This is a genomic window from Algibacter marinivivus (assembly GCF_003143755.1).
In the GTDB taxonomy this organism is placed as follows: Bacteria; Bacteroidota; Bacteroidia; order Flavobacteriales; family Flavobacteriaceae; genus Algibacter_B; species Algibacter_B marinivivus.
Genome location: NZ_QFRI01000002.1, coordinates 278,849 through 300,217 on the forward strand (window position 1 = coordinate 278,849; position 21,369 = coordinate 300,217).

17 protein-coding genes are annotated in these 21,369 nt (G+C 33.0%); 7 read left to right on the forward strand and 10 right to left on the reverse strand.

Annotated features, from left to right (window positions below):
- The first annotated feature begins 117 nt into the window (after positions 1–117).
- The gene (locus DIS18_RS09625; RefSeq protein WP_109352868.1) at positions 118–2,289 is read left to right on the forward strand and encodes an endonuclease MutS2; all 2,172 of its coding nucleotides are present in this window, start codon (positions 118–120) and stop codon (positions 2,287–2,289) included.
- A 351-nt stretch (positions 2,290–2,640) separates the two neighbouring features.
- Here DIS18_RS09625 and DIS18_RS09630 read toward each other — a convergent pair whose 3' ends face one another.
- Complete coding sequence (locus DIS18_RS09630; RefSeq protein WP_109352869.1) at positions 2,641–4,191, reverse strand: thiol-activated cytolysin family protein; 1,551 nt, start codon at positions 4,189–4,191, stop codon at positions 2,641–2,643.
- Positions 4,192–4,501: 310 nt separating this feature from the next.
- Between DIS18_RS09630 and DIS18_RS09635 the strand changes: the two genes are divergently transcribed.
- From DIS18_RS09635 to DIS18_RS09645, 3 genes are read left to right on the forward strand one after another with little or no spacing between them, the layout of a single operon-like run.
- On the forward strand, positions 4,502–6,397 hold the full coding sequence (locus DIS18_RS09635; RefSeq protein WP_109352870.1) for a tetratricopeptide repeat protein: 1,896 nt from the start codon (positions 4,502–4,504) through the stop codon (positions 6,395–6,397).
- 17 nt (positions 6,398–6,414) lie between these two features.
- A complete protein-coding gene (locus tag DIS18_RS09640) occupies positions 6,415–6,837 on the forward strand; it encodes a thiol-disulfide oxidoreductase DCC family protein (RefSeq protein ID WP_109352871.1) in 423 nt (140 codons plus the stop codon).
- 59 nt (positions 6,838–6,896) lie between these two features.
- Positions 6,897–7,472: a hypothetical protein gene (locus DIS18_RS09645; protein ID WP_109352872.1), complete on the forward strand. Its 576-nt coding sequence runs from the start codon at positions 6,897–6,899 to the stop codon at positions 7,470–7,472.
- A 12-nt stretch (positions 7,473–7,484) separates the two neighbouring features.
- Here the strand turns inward: DIS18_RS09645 and DIS18_RS09650 are convergent, their stop codons facing one another.
- The 9 genes from DIS18_RS09650 to glmM all read right to left on the reverse strand — a co-directional run bounded on the left by DIS18_RS09650 (position 7,485) and on the right by glmM (position 17,785).
- Positions 7,485–8,642, reverse strand: a complete 1,158-nt coding sequence (locus DIS18_RS09650; protein WP_109352873.1) for a peptidase MATCAP family protein — start codon at positions 8,640–8,642, stop codon at positions 7,485–7,487.
- A gap of 65 nt (positions 8,643–8,707) precedes the next feature.
- The gene (locus DIS18_RS09655) at positions 8,708–9,535 is read right to left on the reverse strand and encodes an N-formylglutamate amidohydrolase (protein WP_109352874.1); all 828 of its coding nucleotides are present in this window, start codon (positions 9,533–9,535) and stop codon (positions 8,708–8,710) included.
- A complete protein-coding gene (locus DIS18_RS09660) occupies positions 9,528–10,688 on the reverse strand; it encodes a sulfurtransferase (protein ID WP_109352875.1) in 1,161 nt (386 codons plus the stop codon). The genes DIS18_RS09655 and DIS18_RS09660 overlap by 8 nt, the downstream gene beginning before the upstream one ends.
- Before the next feature lie 65 nt (positions 10,689–10,753).
- Positions 10,754–11,791: a glutathione synthase gene (gene gshB / locus DIS18_RS09665; RefSeq protein ID WP_109353233.1), complete on the reverse strand. Its 1,038-nt coding sequence runs from the start codon at positions 11,789–11,791 to the stop codon at positions 10,754–10,756.
- 179 nt (positions 11,792–11,970) lie between these two features.
- Positions 11,971–13,296, reverse strand: coding sequence for a dicarboxylate/amino acid:cation symporter (locus tag DIS18_RS09670; protein ID WP_109352876.1), 1,326 nt, complete (start codon positions 13,294–13,296; stop codon positions 11,971–11,973).
- 5 nt (positions 13,297–13,301) lie between these two features.
- Complete coding sequence (locus DIS18_RS09675; protein WP_109352877.1) at positions 13,302–13,811, reverse strand: hypothetical protein; 510 nt, start codon at positions 13,809–13,811, stop codon at positions 13,302–13,304.
- A gap of 74 nt (positions 13,812–13,885) precedes the next feature.
- Positions 13,886–14,713: a peptidylprolyl isomerase gene (locus DIS18_RS09680; protein ID WP_109352878.1), complete on the reverse strand. Its 828-nt coding sequence runs from the start codon at positions 14,711–14,713 to the stop codon at positions 13,886–13,888.
- Positions 14,714–14,729: 16 nt separating this feature from the next.
- Positions 14,730–16,124, reverse strand: a complete 1,395-nt coding sequence (locus DIS18_RS09685) for a pyridoxal phosphate-dependent decarboxylase family protein (protein ID WP_109352879.1) — start codon at positions 16,122–16,124, stop codon at positions 14,730–14,732.
- Between the two features lie 272 nt (positions 16,125–16,396).
- The gene (glmM, locus tag DIS18_RS09690) at positions 16,397–17,785 is read right to left on the reverse strand and encodes a phosphoglucosamine mutase (RefSeq protein ID WP_109352880.1); all 1,389 of its coding nucleotides are present in this window, start codon (positions 17,783–17,785) and stop codon (positions 16,397–16,399) included.
- Positions 17,786–17,859: 74 nt separating this feature from the next.
- Between glmM and DIS18_RS09695 the strand changes: the two genes are divergently transcribed.
- The 3 genes from DIS18_RS09695 (at position 17,860) to DIS18_RS09705 (ending at position 20,935) form a co-directional block, all read left to right on the forward strand.
- Complete coding sequence (locus DIS18_RS09695; RefSeq protein ID WP_109352881.1) at positions 17,860–18,462, forward strand: acyl carrier protein phosphodiesterase; 603 nt, start codon at positions 17,860–17,862, stop codon at positions 18,460–18,462.
- Complete coding sequence (gene ggt / locus DIS18_RS09700) at positions 18,455–20,146, forward strand: gamma-glutamyltransferase (RefSeq protein ID WP_109352882.1); 1,692 nt, start codon at positions 18,455–18,457, stop codon at positions 20,144–20,146. Before DIS18_RS09695 ends, ggt begins: the two co-directional genes overlap by 8 nt.
- A 72-nt stretch (positions 20,147–20,218) precedes the next feature.
- Complete coding sequence (locus DIS18_RS09705; RefSeq protein WP_109353234.1) at positions 20,219–20,935, forward strand: hypothetical protein; 717 nt, start codon at positions 20,219–20,221, stop codon at positions 20,933–20,935.
- Positions 20,936–21,369: the final 434 nt, after the last annotated feature.

The window sequence follows — 21,369 nt, forward strand, 5'->3', positions numbered from 1 at the left end:
AAACAATACTTGTAAACTGTTAATTAACTTAATATTAAGAATGGGTAATAGTAAAAAATCTTCTCATATAGATTGTTTAACTTTGCACTTCTTTATTTTTAGAGTACAAGCTTAAGAATGATACATATTCACGAAAAAACATTACAAGACTTAGAGTTTCAAACGGTTTTACAACAAGTAAGCGAGCTTTGTATTACACCTCTTGGAAACGAAAAAGCGTTACAAATTTCGCCGTATAAAACACGTGAAGAATTAGAGCATGCTTTAAATTTAACAAACGAATACGTATCATCATTTTACAACGATAATCGCATTCCCAATCATGGTTTTGATACCATTACAAAAGAAATAAAGCTTCTTAATATTGAAAATACCTATTTAGAAGTTCACGGATTGAAGAAGATAGTTGCCATGTCTATAACCGTGAATACTATTGTTGTTTTTTTGAAAAAGTTTGAAGAATACTACCCTAATTTAAATCAGTTTGCTTCACATATTGAAGTCACTAAAATATTAATTGAAAAAGTTGATGGGATTGTTGACCGCTTTGGAGACATCAAAGACAATGCTTCAAATTTACTTTTTGATTTACGACAGTCCATAAACAAAATAAGAGGAAAAATAAACTCTAGTTTCAGTTCTGCTTTAAACACATACCATAATCTTGAGTATTTGGATGACATTCGAGAATCTGTGGTAGACAACAAACGTGTACTTGCAGTAAAAGCGATGTACAGACGTAAAGTTAAAGGCTCTATAATGGGCGGTAGCAAAACGGGAAGCATTGTTTATATAGAGCCAGAAACCACTTTGCAATATAGTAGAGAACTCAATAACTTAGAATACGAAGAACAAGAAGAAGTTATCCGGATTTTAAAAGAGGTTACGGATTTTATGCGTCCGTTTTTAACCTTATTAAAAGACTATCAAAATTTTTTAATTGATTTAGATGTCATTTCTGCAAAAGCGAAATACGCTAAATCTATGAATGGGATTCTTCCAAAATTTTCGGAAGATAAGAGTATGTTTTTAAGAGATGCTTATCACCCACTACTCTATTTAAATAATTTAGAAAAGAAAGAAAAAACGTTTCCGCAAACTATTGAGCTGAAACAAGACAGCAGAATTATTGTAATTTCTGGACCAAATGCTGGTGGAAAAAGTATCACACTTAAAACCGTTGGTTTATTACAAGTGATGCTACAAAGTGGTATGTTAATTCCTGTACATGAACGCAGTACCGTTTGTTTATTTGATAGAATTTTAAGTGACATAGGTGATAATCAATCCATTGAAAATCATTTAAGCACTTACAGTTACCGTTTAAAACAAATGAATTATTTCTTAAAGAAGTGTAATAAAAACACGCTCTTTTTAATTGATGAATTTGGAACTGGTAGTGATCCTGAACTTGGTGGTGCTTTGGCTGAAACCTTTTTAGAAGAGTTTTACCATCGGGAAGCTTTTGGTATTATCACAACACATTACTCCAACTTAAAGATATTGGCTAACGAGTTGCCAAATATGCTTAACGCTAATATGCTATTTGATGAGCGCACTTTAGAGCCACTTTTTAAATTGGTTATTGGGCAAGCCGGAAGTAGTTTCACATTTGAGGTGGCACAGAAAAACGGAATTCCGTATAGTTTAATTAATCGCGCTAAAAAGAAGATTGAGCGCAGTAAAGTACGCTTTGATGCTACTATTGCTAAACTTCAAAAAGAACGTTCTAGATTAGAAAAAACAGGACAATCTTTAAAACAGAACGAAAAGAAAAAACTTGAAGAAGCCGATAAGCTTGAAGAAATTAATATAAAAATCCAAAAGAAGCTAGAAAGCTACCAAGAGCTTTATGATAGCAATCAGCGCTTAATTTACCTCGGGCAAAAGTTTAATGATATTGCTGAAAAGTATTTTGACAATAAACAGAAACGTCAACTTATGGCAGAATTATTTAAACTGGTACAGATTGAAAACTCTAAACGCAAAAAAGTTTCGGCGAAACAGAAAAAGGCTATTAAGGCAAAAGAAACTCAGGTAAAGCAAGAAGCCGAAAAAAAGGTTAACGTTATTAGAAAAAAGAAAAAGGCTGAAAAGAAAAAAGCTGCTGAAGCTCCGCAAAAACCTAAACCTATTTTAAAAGTTGGCGACCGTGTACGCATGCATGATGGTAGAGCTATTGGAAGTATTGATAGTATTGAGAAAAATAAAGCTAACGTTAACTACGGCATTTTTACTACTAATGTAGCTTTGGATTTATTAGAACTTGTTGAGGCAGTTAAGAAATGATTTTCAGTCGCAGTCACAGTCACAGTTTTTAATCTGGAAAATCTATTTCTAAAAATAACAGAAAGCAACTTTTACTGATTATCTCAGGTTAGCGTTTTAAACTTACTTAGGAGGATGAACCCGCGTTAGGGATTGAAGTGGATAGCCCACAGCCTGATCCCGATAGCTATCGGGAGAAGTGCGAGGACTTGTAACGAAACATTTATGTTAATGAATTCAAAAATTTAAAATAGAAATGCATGAATAAAAGCCCGACCCCTTGTGGGTAACGCCCAAAAAAATAACAGCCAACACCAAGTTGTTGAATCACAACTTTAGGCGCTGACTGCTCTGACTATTTAATTATAAAATCTAATTTTTCCTGACTGAAACCTGAGTACATATACCGACTACGCGTTTAGAGCAATACGCTTCGTAATCTGTATCTTTTGAAATATAACCTGGACTGTATTGCCCTAGATATTTCCAAGTTAAATCCCAAACCTCAAACTGAACCTTAACATCATGGGCACCACTTGGAGGTCTTGCTGAAACTGGAGGATCGTTTTTGCTTACTTTTTTCCAATTTGAATACGAAATGGATTGAGACCCTTTTTTCTTGTACTGAAAACGGAATCTTACATCTTGCCCAATATTATTATCTAAAAAAGCATTTTTATGGCTGTACTCTTTTGTACTACAATCTTCTATTTGATAATCGGTTGTGTAGCCCATTTTTGCAAAGGTGTTATCTTTTAAGTATCTAACTGTATACCCGATTGGAACTCCTGGATTATTTCTACTATATACAGCATTTTCGCCGGTAATGATATGCTTTAATGACTCAAAACCAGTTGCAGTAACAGCCTCTGAAGCTACTTCTGCATTACCACCAATAGTAACAACTGTGATGCTGGATTTTTTAAGAACTTCATCATATTCTGAGTTTACAGAACCAGAACCACTTGCTGCTCCAGTAGCGTATTCAAGCACTAAGTCTAAATCTATAGATTTTCTCATGTCTGTAGTTTCCATTCTAAACATGATGATTCTTCCGTATGATACCGAGTTAATGTAAGCTGGTGGAGTATCAGAATTAATAGCACTATCCACTTGATTGTATGTTACATCTGTACCAAAAACACTTGCTGGAGTTGATGGCGTATCCATAGTAACCGTATAAAATACTTGTTTGTAAACCATAGCTGCAACACGTTTAGTTGTACTACTCTCATACTCTAACTGCGAAGCTACTGAGCCATTTGCCCATTCTACATTTAATCCTACATCTAAACTTAATTGTTTTGAAGAATATGATGTTTTTGCTTGATACGAAGAGTTTGAAGCATTTACGTAACCTTCTTGATATGCATTGGCATTCCACCACTCTAAAGCATCATCAATACTAGATTGTACATTTGAGTTTCTTGGGTTTTCAACTTCAATGGTTCCGTTTTCCCCCATTCCCGGTAAATCTATACGAAGTTTTACTGGTCCTCTATCTAAAGTAATAGGATCTGGCATACCATCTAGCATGCCTTGGTTACCTACTACAAGCGCCCCTGGCCATAAAATACCGTTTGTAGGTCTTAAAATGGCAACATCATTAAAGTTAGACTCCAATGTGTAGAATTTCTTCTCACAGGTTTGGTAATACCCCAAATTTACTGCTGATGTAGAAGGTGTGGTTTTGGTTAATGTGCGCTCTGAAGGTGCACCTCCTGTGTCTTTTACATTTAAAAGCGAATTGGAATCGTAACTTAAGTTAGAAATTAACTCTGAAATTTCTGCTGCTTCAGCATTCACTTTTGGTTCTGGTTCTCCTCCCCCAACTTCGTCTTTACTACATCCTAAGAATAGGATTAAAGCTGTTAGGTAGATAACTCTAAAAATGGGTTTGTTTGTTAATAGCGGTGTTTTCATAATATTATATTTTTAATGATTCAACACTCCAAATCTATACCCCAATTCAAACGAAATCTAATTTTTTAGGTGGACAAAAAGGGGACACTCCATTTTAAAAACACTAGATTTTACATAGAATCACAAAAAACAAAATGTTTAAAAATTATTCATAAATTATTGATAATCAAATATTTATAATTATTTTAATTTTTGATTTCAAATTCAAAAACATAGACAAGCCATGGACAAAGGCTTTTTGAGTAAAAATCACAACTAGCATTTCAATTGTTTTAATATATATCTTAGCAGTAGCTAATTAACAAGACAAATGAAAAAATTACTACTTCTTATAATCGCACTCGTTTTAATATCAGAAATAGCTCTTTCCCAAAACACTAAATTGATTGACAGCTTAAAAACAGAACTGGCTTCCAGAAAACAAGACGATTCTGTAAAAGTTATGATTTTAACAAGGTTGCATGAAAAATTAATGTTTTCTAAACCAGAGGAAGCAAAACAATACGCAGAAAAGGGGCTTGAGATATCCCAAAAAGTTAATTATACCAGAGGTATTGCCGTTGGGTTTATGCATCGTGCTGATTATTTTGCTAACAGATCTGAGAACGATTCTGCATTATACTATTATACTAAAGCCAAAACGTTTTTTAAAGAAGCTAATATTACACGTGGGTTAATTTTTGTAAATCACTCCCTATCTTCAATTGAAAGCTCTAATGGGAACTTAGACAAAGCTGTTGATATAGCTAATGAAAATATAGAACTTATTAAAACGCATGAAAAAGAGGGTGATGCTAAAACTAAATTTATTGGAGCGCAGTATGTCTCATTAGCAAATATTTATATAGAAAAAGCAAATTTTAAAACAGCATTAATTTATGCGCTTCAAGGACTAGAATGTTTTGAAAAAATAAACCATGAAACACGAAAAGCAGATGCGTTAAAACAAATTGGAGATATTGAAAGTGGTTTAGAAAATCATGAATCCTCTATAAAATACTTTATAGAAGCATTAGAAATATATGAGCGTTATGAAGAAACGTTCTATGTAGCCTATACACAGAATTCACTTGGAATTTCCTATCAAAATTTAAATGATTACACTTCTGCTGAAAACTATTTTAATCTAGCTGTAGAAAATGCTAAAAAAGTTGAGGATAATCTAGGTATTACCAACGCGTTGCATAACTTAGGCGAAATCAACCGTCTTCAAAATAATAATGTAGAAGCAAAAAAGATACTACAAGAGGCAAAAGTTATAGCAGAAAAGGAAAACTTAAAACTAGGGTTAGTAAATGCACTACATAGTATTTCCAAAATAGATTTCCAATCCAAAAATTACAGTTCGGCATTAAAAAATAATGTTGAAGCCATTGATTTAGCAAAATCTTTGGGAGCTATGTCGCATCTAGCAGATTTATATAAATATAGATCAACAATTTTAGAAGGGCTTAATAAAAATAATGATGCTTTAGAGTTTTTAAAGCTATACCAAACCATAAATGACAGTTTATTTACAACCAAAAAATTTCAACAAATAGAAGAGTTAAAAACCATTTATGAAACAGAGAAAAAAGAAACTGAAATAGCCTTACAACAGGAAGAAATTAAAACTTTGAATAAAGATGTAGAAATAAGCAACTTAAAAAATGGTATGTACTTGGGTGGTATGCTTACTTTTATAATTATCTCTGGTTTATTATACTTTGGATTTAAACAGCGTATTAAGAAAAACAAGATTGAACGTGAAAAGCAAGAAGCAATCTATAAACAAGAAATTGAATTTAAAAAGAAAGAATTAGCTTCTCAAACATTACATCTAGTTCAAAAAAACACGTTTATACAAGAACTAAAGGAAAACTTAGTTAAAATTAAACAATCGCCAGAACTCTTTAAAGTAGAATTTAGACGCCTAGTAATGCTTCTTAAAAAAGAAAGTGCTGAAGATAAAGATTGGGAAGTTTTTAAATCCTACTTTACTGAGGTACACAATAATTTTGACCACAAGCTGAAAAATATTTATGAAGACATTAGCGAAAAGGAAATGCGATTAGCATCCTTTTTAAGAATGAATCTTTCTACTAAAGAAATAGCATCAATGCTTAATGTATTGCCAGAAAGTGTTTTAAAATCTAAATACAGGCTTAAAAAGAAGCTAAAACTTGAAAAAGAGGTTGATCTTAATCAATTCTTAAGTACGTTGTAAAGTGGTATCTTTGCAATATGAATTTTGGAGTACCTACAAATAAAAAACTTATTCTTTTTGACGGTGTTTGCAACCTTTGCAACAGTTCTGTTTTGTATGTAATAAAACGAGATAAAAGAAACTTATTTTTGTTTGCGCCTTTACAAAGTGAAGTTGGAAAACAAATCATAGAGAAATTCAATATCGACACCAATAAAGTAGACTCTATTATACTCTATAATCCTGAAAAAGATACTATTAATTACAAAAGTAAAGCGGCTTTAAAAGTGGCTTCGCAATTGGGATTTCCAACAAATATATTATCGATTTTTCTTATTATACCTAGTTTTATTAGTAATTGGGTTTACGATTTTATTGCTCGAAACCGCTACAAATGGTATGGTAAAAAAGAGGCTTGTATGATTCCTACACCTGAGTTAAGGAGTAAGTTTTTGGATTAGTTAAAAAAGTTTATTTTTGTAAAAAAATACATATATTTAAGTCTACAAACTATATTTATATGTTTTTAAAATCAAACCTTCATAAATCAACTATTCTATTAATTATATTTATTATTCTTAGTTGCTCCACTTCAAAAAAAGTAGCAAAAGAAATAAAGTGCCCTGAAATATATGAAAACAATTTTACTCAAATTCGATTTGAAAAACTAACATCTATTTCAGAAAATGATACAACTAAAATAAATGAAATGCGATTTAAATGTGTTCATTCTGCATTTTATACACACAAAGTTATGTATGATAAATTTGGAAAATGGGACAAAGAAATATACTTAAAAAAGAATACCCATCCGATCTTAATGTGGGAGGAAGTTAATTTATTTTCAAATGGAAAAAAATATCGTGTAATCTCAAATGGAATTGAAGAATGGAAACATATCTATGCTTCCGTTATGATATTTGATAAAAATGACAATGATTTATTATCCGATACATCAGAAGAAAAAGAAATTTTAATTAAGTATTTTGGTGATTTAATAAAAAACAATGATATAGAAAAAAGAGATTTTTACGAAGTATATTGGACAACAGTAAATCCAAAACATTGGGAAAGAATAAAACATCAGAGAAATTAAAAGTGTGTTTACTTACTTCAAACTCCGTAAAATAAAATCCACCTTTTTATTAGTATTCTTATTCTCAGTATAAGAATCTGTAATGTGTTTAGAAGGCACCGCTAAACCTTTTTCGATAAGTGATTTAATTTCATTTGTATATTCCAAAGACACTTTCCCTGTTAAAAGCAAGCTCAAATCTTTGCCTTCATGATAGTAATCATAAACCTTTTTAAGCCCTGTTAAGTACAAATAATCCTTTGTAAATCCACCACCACGGTGCGCTCTAACAGTAATATAAAACGCCTCTTCGCGCTCTAAGTCATATTGGTTATGCAATAATCTAAACGTTCTAGAAAACGAGTAACCTTTAGCTAAACTATCAACCGCAATTACACGATACGCTAATTCTTTTAAACGCGTAATGGTTAAATTATTACTCATGTATTCAGAGAAAACAGCTAAACCCTCTTGCGTTTCTTCGTTATTAGGAAATCCATGAGAAAAGATTTTTAACGGATGTAACAAACCATTCATAGTGGTTACCATATGCACACCAATTTCATGATTGGTAAGAACAGCAATTTCATTATCAGAATAGGTATGATTTGTGTTTAAAACCAGAGTTTTTATATTATTCAATACCATAGCTATTGCCGAAATTTTATCCGAATGTGTTATGCTATAACTAAAATCATATTTTTTAGAGAAGTCTTTAAAAAACACCTCAGCCTCAGTGGCATTATACTTTGCTTGAAACGCAGGAATATCTTTATTCTCATCTTCAAAATGAAGAATAAATTTAGCATTCTCTACATCATTTTCAGTTGGTGTTCCAAAACAACGCAAACAGTTATAATAAAACTTCTTGCCCGTTCCAATGGTTTGTATACACTGAATTAAACCTGAATACGCATAAATAATATCTTCGTATAAATTTTTAACTTCTTCATCTTCAATAAGCTCTAACGACTGTGTAAATAAAGCACGATGCAATTTAAACCTATCAAAATTTATTTCAGGATATTTAAAAACAGGATCGGTAAGATACTTTGAAGAAAAAAATCGTGATTTTTCTTCTTCAATATTTAAAGGATTCACATAACTAAGCATTTCAACTTGCTTAACTAGTGTATCAATATTTTTATCAATGTCTAAAAGTGCTTTAGTAGCCACACTATCAATCTTCATAAACTAACTTTAATATTATCATTCTGTCTTCGCAGGAATGACAAAACGTTTTACAAACTCAAAACCTAACTAAACATCTTATATGTTTTTTCTGCGTGTTCTGGAATTCTCTTTATAAGTTCTAACTCAACAGTCTTTACAACTTCAGGAAACATAATTTGCTCATACTCATCACAATACACTTTTGCGATTTCGGTAGCCAAAACTAAGGTATTTTTAAAATTCTGCGTAATATATTTCAAGAAATATCCATTACCTTGGAACGTATCATTAATTAAAGAGGTTGATTTTATATCTTTTGGAAATTTAATTTCGGACAAACTCTGCCTCCATAATTCAATCACTTCACCAAAACGAGCGTTATCCACATTACTAGTTCCTAAATTCCACGTAGGCACTTCCCTATCCCAACGTTTCCAATTATAACTATGCATATCGTAAACGGTACAAAATCCAAATTTAGATTCTAAAGTTTGTATTAAAGCATGAACAACCTTATAAAAATTAGCATGTTTTTCGAGGCTTTTAGATGTCATAGCATCAGACAGAGGTTCTTTCCATAATTGCTTTCCCCAAGCGGTAACAAAAACTGCATCTTCTGGAGCACGGTTTAAATCATATTCAAAACGCGAATCACAACCTGCAATAACTATTGAATGCGATTGCACCATATGTTTAGTTTCTGGATCTTCTTCATACCAACGTTCATATTCGGTATGGATGCAGTTATCCCAAAGTTCTTTTCTAAATTGATGTCCATCATGAATTGCAGCACAAGCATAAGGCACGTAATCATCAATTTTTATGGTTAATGAGTAATCTAAAGCCACAGCTTCAAAACAATCACCAGATTGAATTTTTGAAATAATTTCAGAAACCGATAACCTATCCATCCTTAAGAATCTTTTTTAAGTGTGTGTAAACCATTTGTTCCATAGGATCGTATTCACCATCAGCAAAAGCCATCAACTTAATGTCTGCAAATAAATCTACTAAATCATTACGGAAATAATCATGTGCATTTACGCCTTCAATAATATTTTGGAGTGCTTGATAATCATTATCAATTTCAAACTGCGTACTAACACGTTCGTAAACATGCTTATCAACCCGACTTAAAATATATTTTTTCTCTTTTCTAGATTCATACAAATCAGAGTTAGATACATACATTAAGATATACGCTAACAATTCATCTTTTGTCCATGTTTTTGGATTTTCCATATCACCTGTTGTTAAAGTACCATACTCTGTCCAAGAGCCATCATAAACTGAAATGTTTTTATATCCAGAAATTTCAGCGCCCAAAGCTAATACACAGGCAGTAAGTCCAGATCCACAAGAAAAAATAATGGGCTCATCCTGCTCTGCGACCATATAAAATGCTTTAGCTAAATCTTTTTTAGACTTCAAAACACCTTCATCTAATAAATCTATAAACGGCAAATTAACCGAATTCGGAATCGTCCCCATTCTTAATCCAGCTCTAGGTTCAGGTACTTCACAATTAAATCGACCTGCAGAACGTGCATCAATTATTTTGTGTGTTTTATGCTGTGAGGCATAATGTACATCCTGAAAAAACTGCATGTAACCAGATTGCAAATGCGCAACAAAATCACCTTTTTCACCGTTGTAATTTTGCATAAGTTCAGTATCATAATTAGCCTTTTTCCATGCCGGTAAACCGCCATTTAAAACAGCAACGTTATTAAACCCAAAAGCTTTAAATAGCCACCAAACACGGGCACTAGAATAAATACCTTTATCATCATAAACCACAAGAGTACTATCTTGATTTACACCTAAATTTCTAGCCTCTTTTTGAAATTGTTCAGCAGAAGGAAATGCACTAGGAAACGGATTAGATACATCACTAAATTTCTTTTTAATATCAAAAAGTCTAGCATTAGGAATTTGCTCTAAAGTAATATCAAAAACCTTATTAATCGTTCCATCTAGAATAATAAGATTCTCAGCATTCATATTCTCATTAAGCCATTCAACTGAAACTATTGGAGAATTTAGATTTATTTTTAAACTCATTTGAAACTAATTAATATCAATACTGCAACTGTGACTAAGACTGCGACTGCAACTGACAACTAAAACTAAGCATCCTGCACCGTTTTCCGTAACCTTGTACGTCTGTCAAACGCCTGAAGTTTATCTAAAACCTTCATTTCTAAAAAGTCAATCACTTTTTCTTCAATTTTAGTTTTCAGTTTATACACTTTATTAATGTATGTAATACCACCAGGCGACATCACATTAACCTCAACCAGTTTTCCACCAATCACATCAATCCCAACAAAATAGAGACCATCGTTTACTAACTTAGGTCCAATTTGTTTACATAATGCTTTTTCCTCTTTAGTAAGCGAATGCCTTTGCACACTACCCCCAGCTGACACATTAGACCTATGGTCATCACTCCCTGGAACGCGCTTCATGGCACCAACAGGCTCTCCATTTAGAATTAAAATCCTCACATCGCCTTGGTCAGCACCTTCAATATAATCTTGTAAAATAACATAACTAGAAGATCCATCGCTATTATTAATATAAAAATCCAACAACGAATTAATATTACTCATCGCTGATTTTTCAATCAAAATCACTCCCGACCCTCCAAAACCGTTCAAAGGTTTTAAAATCATTTTATCAGCAGTAGACTCTTTAATTTGTTTAATCAGGTAACGTTTACTTTTTGATACATGAGTAGCAGGAATTATATTACTATGTGCATCGCCAAAAGCAGCTGTGTACAATTTATTATTAGCCTCTCGCATACCTTCTAAAGAGTTCATAATAAACACATCGTCCTTAACCGAATCCAAGAAGTTTAACATAATTGGGTCTAGTGGTGGGTTAGCTCTAAAAAATATCACGTCAAACCCAGCAAGTGGCAACATTTCTTCACGCAATTCAGCCTTTTTATAAAACGATTTTAAAGAACCCGGTGTTTTCTCCATCCGTCCTATTACCCTGCAATTTGCAGTTGTTACACTATTCCTAATCGTCAAATCCGCTGGAATACACATCGCTACACCATGCTTTCGCTTCACACATTCCTTAATCAAAGCCAGCGTCGTATCATTATCAGGGTCAATATCCTCCCACGGATACATTATAAAACAAACGTTCATATCGTAATTTTTTGGTTTAGTTAAATTTAAAAGATTTTTAGTACATCCCAAAATTCTAACAAGAGTTATTTGGGCGTTACCTTGAAGGGGTCGAGCTTTCACTACTCAATCCCGCCTACGTCGGGGATTTCAAACAGGCCGTTCAATCCCTAACGCATACAAATCAGCCAGCAAAAGATCTACTTCACAGCATCATAATTATCATCCCACTCCTTAGGTTTTGGATCATGAAGTTTATCTAAAGATTTTGCAACAATCATAGAAACCGTAGCATCACCAGTAACGTTAACCACCGTTCTGCACATATCTAGAGGCCTATCAACCGCAAAAATAAGCGCAAGACCAATAGGTAATAATTCCGCAGGAAACCCAATCGATTCTAAAACAATAACCAACATCACCATACCAGCACTTGGCACAGCAGCACTACCAATAGACGCCAAAAGCGCTGTTAATACAATAACTAATTGATTTGTAAACGTTAAACCTTCTGGCCAAATAACCTGCATAATAAATACCGCCGCAATACCTTGATACAAACTAGTACCGTCCATATTAACCGTAGCACCAACAGGAAGCACAAAACCAGAAACCTCTTTATCTACACCTAAATGCTCTTCAACACGTTCCATAGTTACAGGAAGTGTTGCAGCACTACTACTTGTAGAAAACGCTAACAATTGCGCAGGACTTATTTGTTTTAAAAACCACATTGGTGATTTTTTAGTGTACACGCTTACAAGTAATAAGTAGAAACCAATCATTAAAATCAGTCCGCCTACAACACAAAACGCGTAGTATAATAGTTTAATTAAAATTTCAACATCATCAAAAGCAATAATAACGTTGGCTAAAAGTGCAAACACAGCATACGGTGCAAATAACATAATTAAATCTACCATTTTCATCACCACTTCATTTAGCGAATCAAAGAACTTAACTAAAGGCTTAGCTTTTTTATCTCCAATTAAGAGTAAACATATCCCAACAAAAATGGCGAAGAAAATCACTTGTAGCATAGACGCTTCAGCAAAAGATTTAAAAATATTACTCGGAAAAATATCTACTAAAGCTTGTAACGGTCCAGCTTCTTTTTGAGCAGAAGCTTTCATTAGCTTATCCGTTACGCCTGCATCATTTTCATATTTAAGCTTTATTTTTTCAATAGTTTCCTGTGGCATCCCATTTCCAGGCTTTACAATATTTACAATGCTTAAACCAATAACAATAGCAACTAAAGTGGTAGCAATATAAATACCTATAGTGCGTAAGCCCATAGATTTTATTTTAGAAATATCTTTTAAATCTGAAATTCCTTTAATAAGCGAAGCCAAAATTAGCGGTACAGCAATAAGCTTTAGGAGATTAATAAATATGGTACCAAACGGTGCAATCCAATCGGTTACAAAACCTTTTCCACCATCAACTGTATTCATAATAAACCCAAAAATGATTCCAAGAACCATTCCTATAATAATCTTCCAGTGTAATGCTAGTTTTTTCATTTCTTCTAATTGGTTTTTGATGTAAAAAATTCACTTACTTGTTTTCTAACAGCAATTATTAATAACCCAACAAAAACAGATATTAAGCTAATTTGAAGTTGATAATTATCTGCTTCAAGATATGGATTTCCTATAAATTGTTCTGAACTTATATTTTTTTGAAAATAAAGAAATAGCTCATAAATAAGACTCGGCAAATTATATGAAATAAGATATAAGCCTATTAATGCACAAGCCATTTTAACAACATACTTACTTTCTACGTTAGAAAAATTGAATGCATCACTTTCAAATCCCTTTGTGAGTTTCAATGCATTAGTAATTACATCAGCTTTTAAAAGCATCAAATAAATTAAAACAACGTAGAGTAAAATAGCCCCAAGTAATATAAAAAACGAGGATATATCTGAGTCAATCCAAAAAAACATATTTGGAATTATAGGCAAAATTCCATTTACAATTATTAGTAATGAGAGTATTTTAATTACTGCAATGAAGAAATCTTTAGGACTCATTTAAAACTTTTAAAAATTATTCTTTGACAAGATAAGTGTTTTCCTTGTTACTGCACAGAAATATGAAATTAGGTCTAATCTATCAAATTTAAACTTAATATTCTAACATCCTGCATAGGTCTATCTAAGTCATTAGTTTTAATATTAGCAATTGAATCTAAAACTTCAAACCCACTAATTACCTCACCAAAAACAGTATAATTTTGATCTAAATGTGGGGTTCCTCCAATAGTTTTATAAACTTCACGCTGTACTTCTGGAATGACATGATTCTTGAAATCTTTCTCCTTTTTCGCTAAATCTAGAATACTATCTCTCAATAACTTATAGTCATCAAATTTCCTGTTAAGCATAGCTAAATCTATTGCATTAGTTAATGATTTTCTTTTAAACTGTCTTTTAAAATAATCAACTGCATTATTTTTATTTATATAGCTTTCTACTTTATCAAGTAAGCTATCATTAAAAACCTTACCCTGCACAATGTAAAATTGCATTCCGCTTGATTCACGCTCGGGATGGTCTTCTCGTGCAGCAGCTAAAGCTCCTTTTTTATGAAACAAGTTTTTATTAAATTCTGCTTTAACCACGTAAGGTGCATCACCTTCGCCTAGAGTATCAGTTTCTTTAGCAGATTTACTATCTGGGTCGCCACCTTGAATCATAAATTCTTTTATAACACGATGAAAAAGTAAACTATCATAAGCACCATGCTTAACTAAGTTTACAAAATTATCACGGTGTAATGGTGTTTCATCATATAGCTCTATAACCATTTTACCAAAAGTAGTACTCATTTCTATTTGTTTCCTTGCTTGTTCTTTAGGCGCATTTTGGTGCTTATTACAAGCTATAAATATTAGAATGATTAATGTAATAAACGCACTAGAGTAAATTTTCATTTTCTATTATTTTAAATTATATTTTGACTAATGCTAAAGCCTTTTCAAAAGATTTAACAGACCTAGAAATATCGTTTTCTGTTGTTGCCCAAGAACACACACTAACTCGCATGACTTTTTTACCAAACCAAACAGAGCCTCCCAACCAACATTCTCTAAGCATTTGAATATTACTTAACACTATATCTGTTAATTCATCAGAGTCGCATCTTACTACTACCTGATTAAATACTACATCATTTTCAACATAAAATCCAGGTATTTGGCTAATTTCATTTGAGAATTGTTGTGCTCTTTTGTGCATAGTTAAAATCATCTCATCTATTCCATTTTTCCCTAAATACTTCATGATTGACCACAATTCAATAACTCTAGCTCTTCTAGACATTTCTGGTGTAAAGAACATACCATCTCTTTCTGTACTTTCTATAATATAACTTCCCGTCATATGAAGCGCAGAGGTTATAGCTTCTTTATCTGCACATAAAACAATACCGCTATCATAAGGGGTATTTAATGTTTTATGACCATCGACCGCCCAAGAGGATGCTTTTTCGATTCCTTTGGTTAAATATTTTAATTCATCTACAGCACCAGCCCACAATCCAAAAGCGCCATCAATATGAATCCAAGAATCAGCTTTATTTGCTTTTTTGCAGATGACATCAAAGTTATCAAAAGCGCCACTATTTACATTTCCTGCTTGTAATATGAGTATCGTATTTTCATCTAATTCTGGAATAGATTCTGGGATAATTCTACCTTGATTATCAACATCTACCCATTCTATATTTTCTTTTCCTAAACCTAAAACCGACACAGCTTTTAATACTGTAGAGTGTGCGTGTTTACCCGTTACTACTCTAATTTCTGGAGCGTTTCTGAGTCCTTTTTCATTAATATCCCAATTATTTTTTTTAAGAATTCTATATCTTGCAGCAGCTAACCCACATAAATTAGCAGCAGATGTACCGCTTACAAAACCAGCTGAAGTCTGTTTAGGCAAGTTAAATAAATCTATAAACCATTTTTCAACTACAGCTTCTAATTTACTTCCAATGGGAGAAAGCACATGTAATGCTGGTGACTGATCCCAGAATGTACCTAACTGTTTTGCTGCTAAACCAACAGGAACCACACTACCACACACAAAGCCAAAATAGCGCCCTCCCAAAGTTGCTGTAGTCGCTTCATTACCATATACATGCAATTGGTTTAATACATTTTCTGCTTTTGTAGACTCAGCAGGTAGGTCTTCATCAAAATTTGATAAATCGCTTATAGCATCTTCTGTGGGATAGACGTTTCTATCAAAAATATTTTCTAAATACTCAAAAGCATACTGTTGTGATTGCTCAAAGATGTTTCTGTTTTTAATTTCTTGAAACATTTTATCTTGCAGTTTGCTCATCAGATTGGTTTTTACTAGTTAGTTGATTCTAACAAATATATGGAATACGCAACTTTATTGTAAAGCTATTGATTAAAATCCTGTCTTTTGATAAATGACAAACTTTGGCAGATGGTTTAGCCCCGATTGAAGTGGCATCCTTTTTGCGAAGATTTAAGTAATGACCTTATAAAATACAACTCACCTAGGGTTAAGCAATATTCCTATACAAATTATGGACTACATCGCAGAAAGATATAGTAGAAAGCGGGAAATAGCTTCAAATAAAAATTCTAAATTCCCGCAATTTCGCCTATTTCAGCAATAAATTTATCGGCTAAAGTATCGGCCTCTTGCTGCGATTTTGCTTCAGTATAAATTCTAATAATTGGTTCGGTATTACTTTTACGTAAGTGTACCCAACTTTCAGAGAAATCTATTTTAACACCATCAATAGTTGTTAATTGTTCGTTTTGATAACGTTCTTCTATGGTTTTTAAAATTCCATCAACATCCAAACCTGGTGTTAATTGGATTTTCTTTTTACCCATAAAATAGCTTGGGTAGGTTTTTCTAAGCGCGCTTACACTTATGTTTTTATCTGCCAATAAACTTAAAAATAGTGCAACACCTACCAACGCGTCACGACCATAATGCGCCTCTGGATATATGATACCGCCGTTACCCTCGCCACCAATAACAACTTTGTTTTTTTTCATGAGTTTTACAACATTTACCTCGCCTACTGCACTAGCTTCATACATGCCACCGTGTTTTTCAGTAACATCACGTAACGCTCTTGTTGAACTCATATTACTCACTGTATTTCCTGGAGTTCTGCTTAACACATAATCTGCACAGGCAACTAAAGTGTACTCTTCTCCAAACATCTCTCCATTTTCATCCATAAAAGCTAAACGATCAACATCTGGGTCTACAACAATACCAAAGTCTGCTTTGTGCTTTTTAACAGCATCAGATAAATCTGTTAAGTGCTCTTTTAATGGTTCTGGATTATGTGGAAAATGTCCGTTAGGGTTGCAATGTATCTTTATAACATCAACCCCTAAACGCTCTAAAAGTAATGGTATAGCAATACCTCCTGTGGAGTTTACACCATCAACAACCACTCTAAAACGCGCTTCTTCAATGGCTTTAACAGTTACTAAATCTAAATCTAGAACTTCAATTATATGTAAATCTATGTAAGCTTTATTTTTTGTTATTTTACCTAAACTATCTACATCGGCAAAATCCATGTCGTCACTTTCAGCGATATCCAAAATTTTTGCACCTTCAATGGCATCTAAAAATTCACCTTTAGCATTTAAAAGTTTTAAAGCATTCCATTCTTTTGGATTATGACTTGCAGTTAATATAATTCCACCATCAGCATGCTCTAAAGTTACTGCAACTTCAACAGTTGGCGTTGTAGATAAACCAACATCTACAACATCAATTCCCAAACCAATTAGTGTATTCATGACTAAATTTTGAATCATTTTTCCAGAAATACGAGCATCTCTACCAACTACAACTTTATGATTATCTTTATCTCGTTGTTGTTTCAACCAAACGCCATAAGCTGAAGCAAATTTTACTGCATCTATAGGTGTTAAGTTCTCGCCTACTTGCCCTCCAATGGTCCCTCTAATTCCTGAAATTGATTTTATAAGTGTCATATATATTTTTATTAAAAAGCAAATATAGTATTTCAAAATCGGTTTTCTTAATACGGAATTCGTAAATTTCACGAATGAATTACCTAGCGCACATTTACCTATCTGGTGATAACGATTTAATTACCATCGGAAATTTTATTGCAGATAGCATAAAAGGTAAGCAGTACAAAAAATATCCGAAACACATCCAAATTGGTATTCTATTACACCGACATATTGACACTTATACTGATGCGCATAAAACATTTAGATTAAGCACAAAAAGGCTTCATGAAAAATATGGACACTATTCTGGGGTAATTGTTGATATACTTTACGATCATTTTTTAGCAAAAAACTGGAATACATATTGTGATATACCATTAGATGAATACGTAGAACATTTTTACGATTCTCTAGAAGCTAATTTCGATATACTACCTGTAAGAATCCAAAAAATGATGCCATATATGTTAGCAGATAATTGGTTATTAAGTTATGCATCTATTGAAGGCATCTCTAGGGTTTTAGACGGCATGAATAGGCGCACAAAAAATCGCTCTAGCATGAATGAAGCTGTTGTGGAACTAGAAACCTTTTATTCAGAGTTTGAAAATGAGTTTTCTACTTTTTTTGATGAACTAATTAACTCTACTAAACAAAAACTAAACGATTTAAACCAAGAACTAAATGATTAAACATTGTTTACCCATCGTACTAGCACTATGCCTTTTTATTTCGTGTAAAAAAACTAAAAAAGAACCCGTAAAAGGTTTAATTACTAAAAACGCCATGGTTGTTTCTGCCCGTGCAGAGGCTTCTCAAATTGGTAGTGATATTCTTGAAAAAGGTGGTAACGCTTTTGATGCAATGTGTGCTACGCAATTAGCCTTAGCAGTTGCTTACCCATTTGCTGGTAATATAGGTGGTGGCGGTTTTATGGTTTACAGAAAAGCAAATGGCGAGATAGGTTCTATCGATTTTAGAGAGAAGGCTCCAATGACGGCCACCAAAGACATGTATTTGGATGAAAACGGAGAAGTAATCCCTGAAAAAAGCACCTTAGGAGCTATGGCTGTTGGAGTTCCTGGAACAATAGCTGGTGTTTTTGATGTTCATAAAAAGTTAGGTGTTTTACCTATGGAAGATATTCTAAAACCCGTAATAGCTTTAGCGCACAAAGGTGTTGTTGTTACTAAAAAACAAGAAAAAAAAATAAAAAAATACCAGCCTCTATTTTTTAAAGCAAATAAAGATTCTATTCTCTTTGATAAAACTTGGAAAGAAGGCGAAGTTATCAAATATCCTAAATTAGCCAATACCTTCGAGCGTATTTTAAAACATGGTAGAGATGAATTCTACAAAGGTGAAACAGCCAAAAGACTTGCCAAATTCATTCAAGATAACGGAGGTATTATTACAGAGGAAGATTTAGCATCATACGAAGCGAAATGGAGAGAACCAGTTACGTTTACTTATGATGATTTAAAAATCATTTCCATGGCGCCACCTTCAAGCGGCGGTGTGTGTTTAGCACAAATCATGAAAATGATTGAGCCATTTCATTTGGATGAATACGGGCATAATTCATTAAAAACAATTCAAGCCATAACAGAAGCTGAACGACGTGCATATGCAGATAGAAGTTTCTATCTAGGAGATCCTGATTTTGTTAAAATCCCCTTAGAAACATTAATTAAAGAAGATTATTTAAGCGGAAGAATGTCAAATTTTTCCTTTGACAAAGCTACCATATCAAGTGATGTGTCTCACGGCAACATTCAAATAATAGAAAGTAATGAAACTACACACTACTCTATTGTTGATCAATTTGGAAATGCTATTGCTTGCACAACCACATTAAATGGTGCTTATGGCTCTAAACTGTATTGTTCAGAACTTGGTTTTTTCTTAAATAATGAAATGGACGACTTCAGTAGTAAACCTGGAGTTCCAAATATGTTTGGGCTTATTGGAGCTGAAGCTAATAGTATTTTACCTGAAAAACGCATGCTAAGTTCTATGACTCCTACTATTGTTGAAAAAGATGGTAAATTACTTATGACGGTAGGGACCCCTGGAGGTTCAACCATCATCACATCTGTATTACAAACTATTTTAAATGTGCATGAATTTGATATGACAATGCAAGAAGCTGTAAATGCGCCTCGTTTCCATCATCAATGGCTACCAGACGAAGTTAGAATGGAACCCAATTTATTTGATAGAAACTTAATTAAACAACTTGAAAATTTAGGTTATTCGATTAACGAAAAAGACTCACCAGTAATTGGCAAGGTCGACGGAATACTTGTTTTAGAGGATAACTCGTATGAGGGTGGTGCAGATTACCGAGGAGATGATACTGCTGTCGGTTTTTAAGCATTTTCTTTTCCTAAACCATTCTTGTTTAATAATTTAGCCATTAACAAACCCAAACTAAAAACCCGTTTTATGGCGGTTAAACCTAAAAAAATATTAAAAATAATAACAGGCGTCATCATTTTTTTGACACTTCCAAGTCTGTTGTTCTTTGGATTTCTTTACTTTAAATACAACGAAGATTTACCTACAGGAATAGAAAGCGAACAAGCTGATACTTTGGCTTATAAAATGTTAGAAGCTCTTAATTACGAAGCTTTCAAAGAAACCAATTATATAGAATGGACCTTTAAAAAAAGACGCCACTACGAGTGGGATAAAAAAAATAACATTTGCACAGTTTTTTGGAAAGAAAATAAAGTTGTTCTTAATTTAAATGACACTTCAAAAAGCAAAGTCTATATTCATAGCTTTAAAAATGAAAGTGACATGGCCAAAGAACTTATCGAAAAAGCTACTAATTACTTTTACAACGATTCTTTTTGGATGTTTGCGCCTTACAAGGTTTTTGATAAAGGTGTAGAGCGCAGAATAATAAAAAACAACAAAAACGCATTATTGGTAACTCATACATCTGGCGGCGTTACACCTGGAGACACATATTTATGGCTGCTTAATGATAACGGCAAACCAAAAGCCTTTAAAATGTGGACATCTTTACTACCAATAGATGGTTTAGAAGCCACATGGAGTAATTGGACAACTACAGAAAGTGGCGCGCAACTACCAACGTTTCATAAGTTTTTGTTTTTAGGTCTAGAGATTGATGGTGTAAAAGGAACCAAATAATTGTTTTTCATGGCGCAACCCTAAAGGGTCGGGCTATCCGTTACAAGTCCTCGCGCAAAAAAGCGCTGTGGGCTATCCACTTCTATCCCTTGCGCATCAATCCGCTAAATTTAACATTCAAACCATAAGGCAAAATTATCCGCATAAAACTTTATACCAATTCTCAAACCAAAAGTTAAAATTTTGTTAAACACTAAAAAGTGGCTTCAAAGTAATTCCCTATAAACTAATACCCCAAAAACAGAAAATTAGCAAATCCCCTAACACTAACATATACTCCTAAAAAGGTTAAAACCACTATAAATCAAAATTTTAAGTTTTATACCCTCCAATAAATAGGGTTGTCAAAAATCAGCTAAAAACAAAATGATAGTTTTACTATTAGTAAAGCATATTTTACTTTTTTATTTTTGTTAAACAAGTCAAAAATCTAA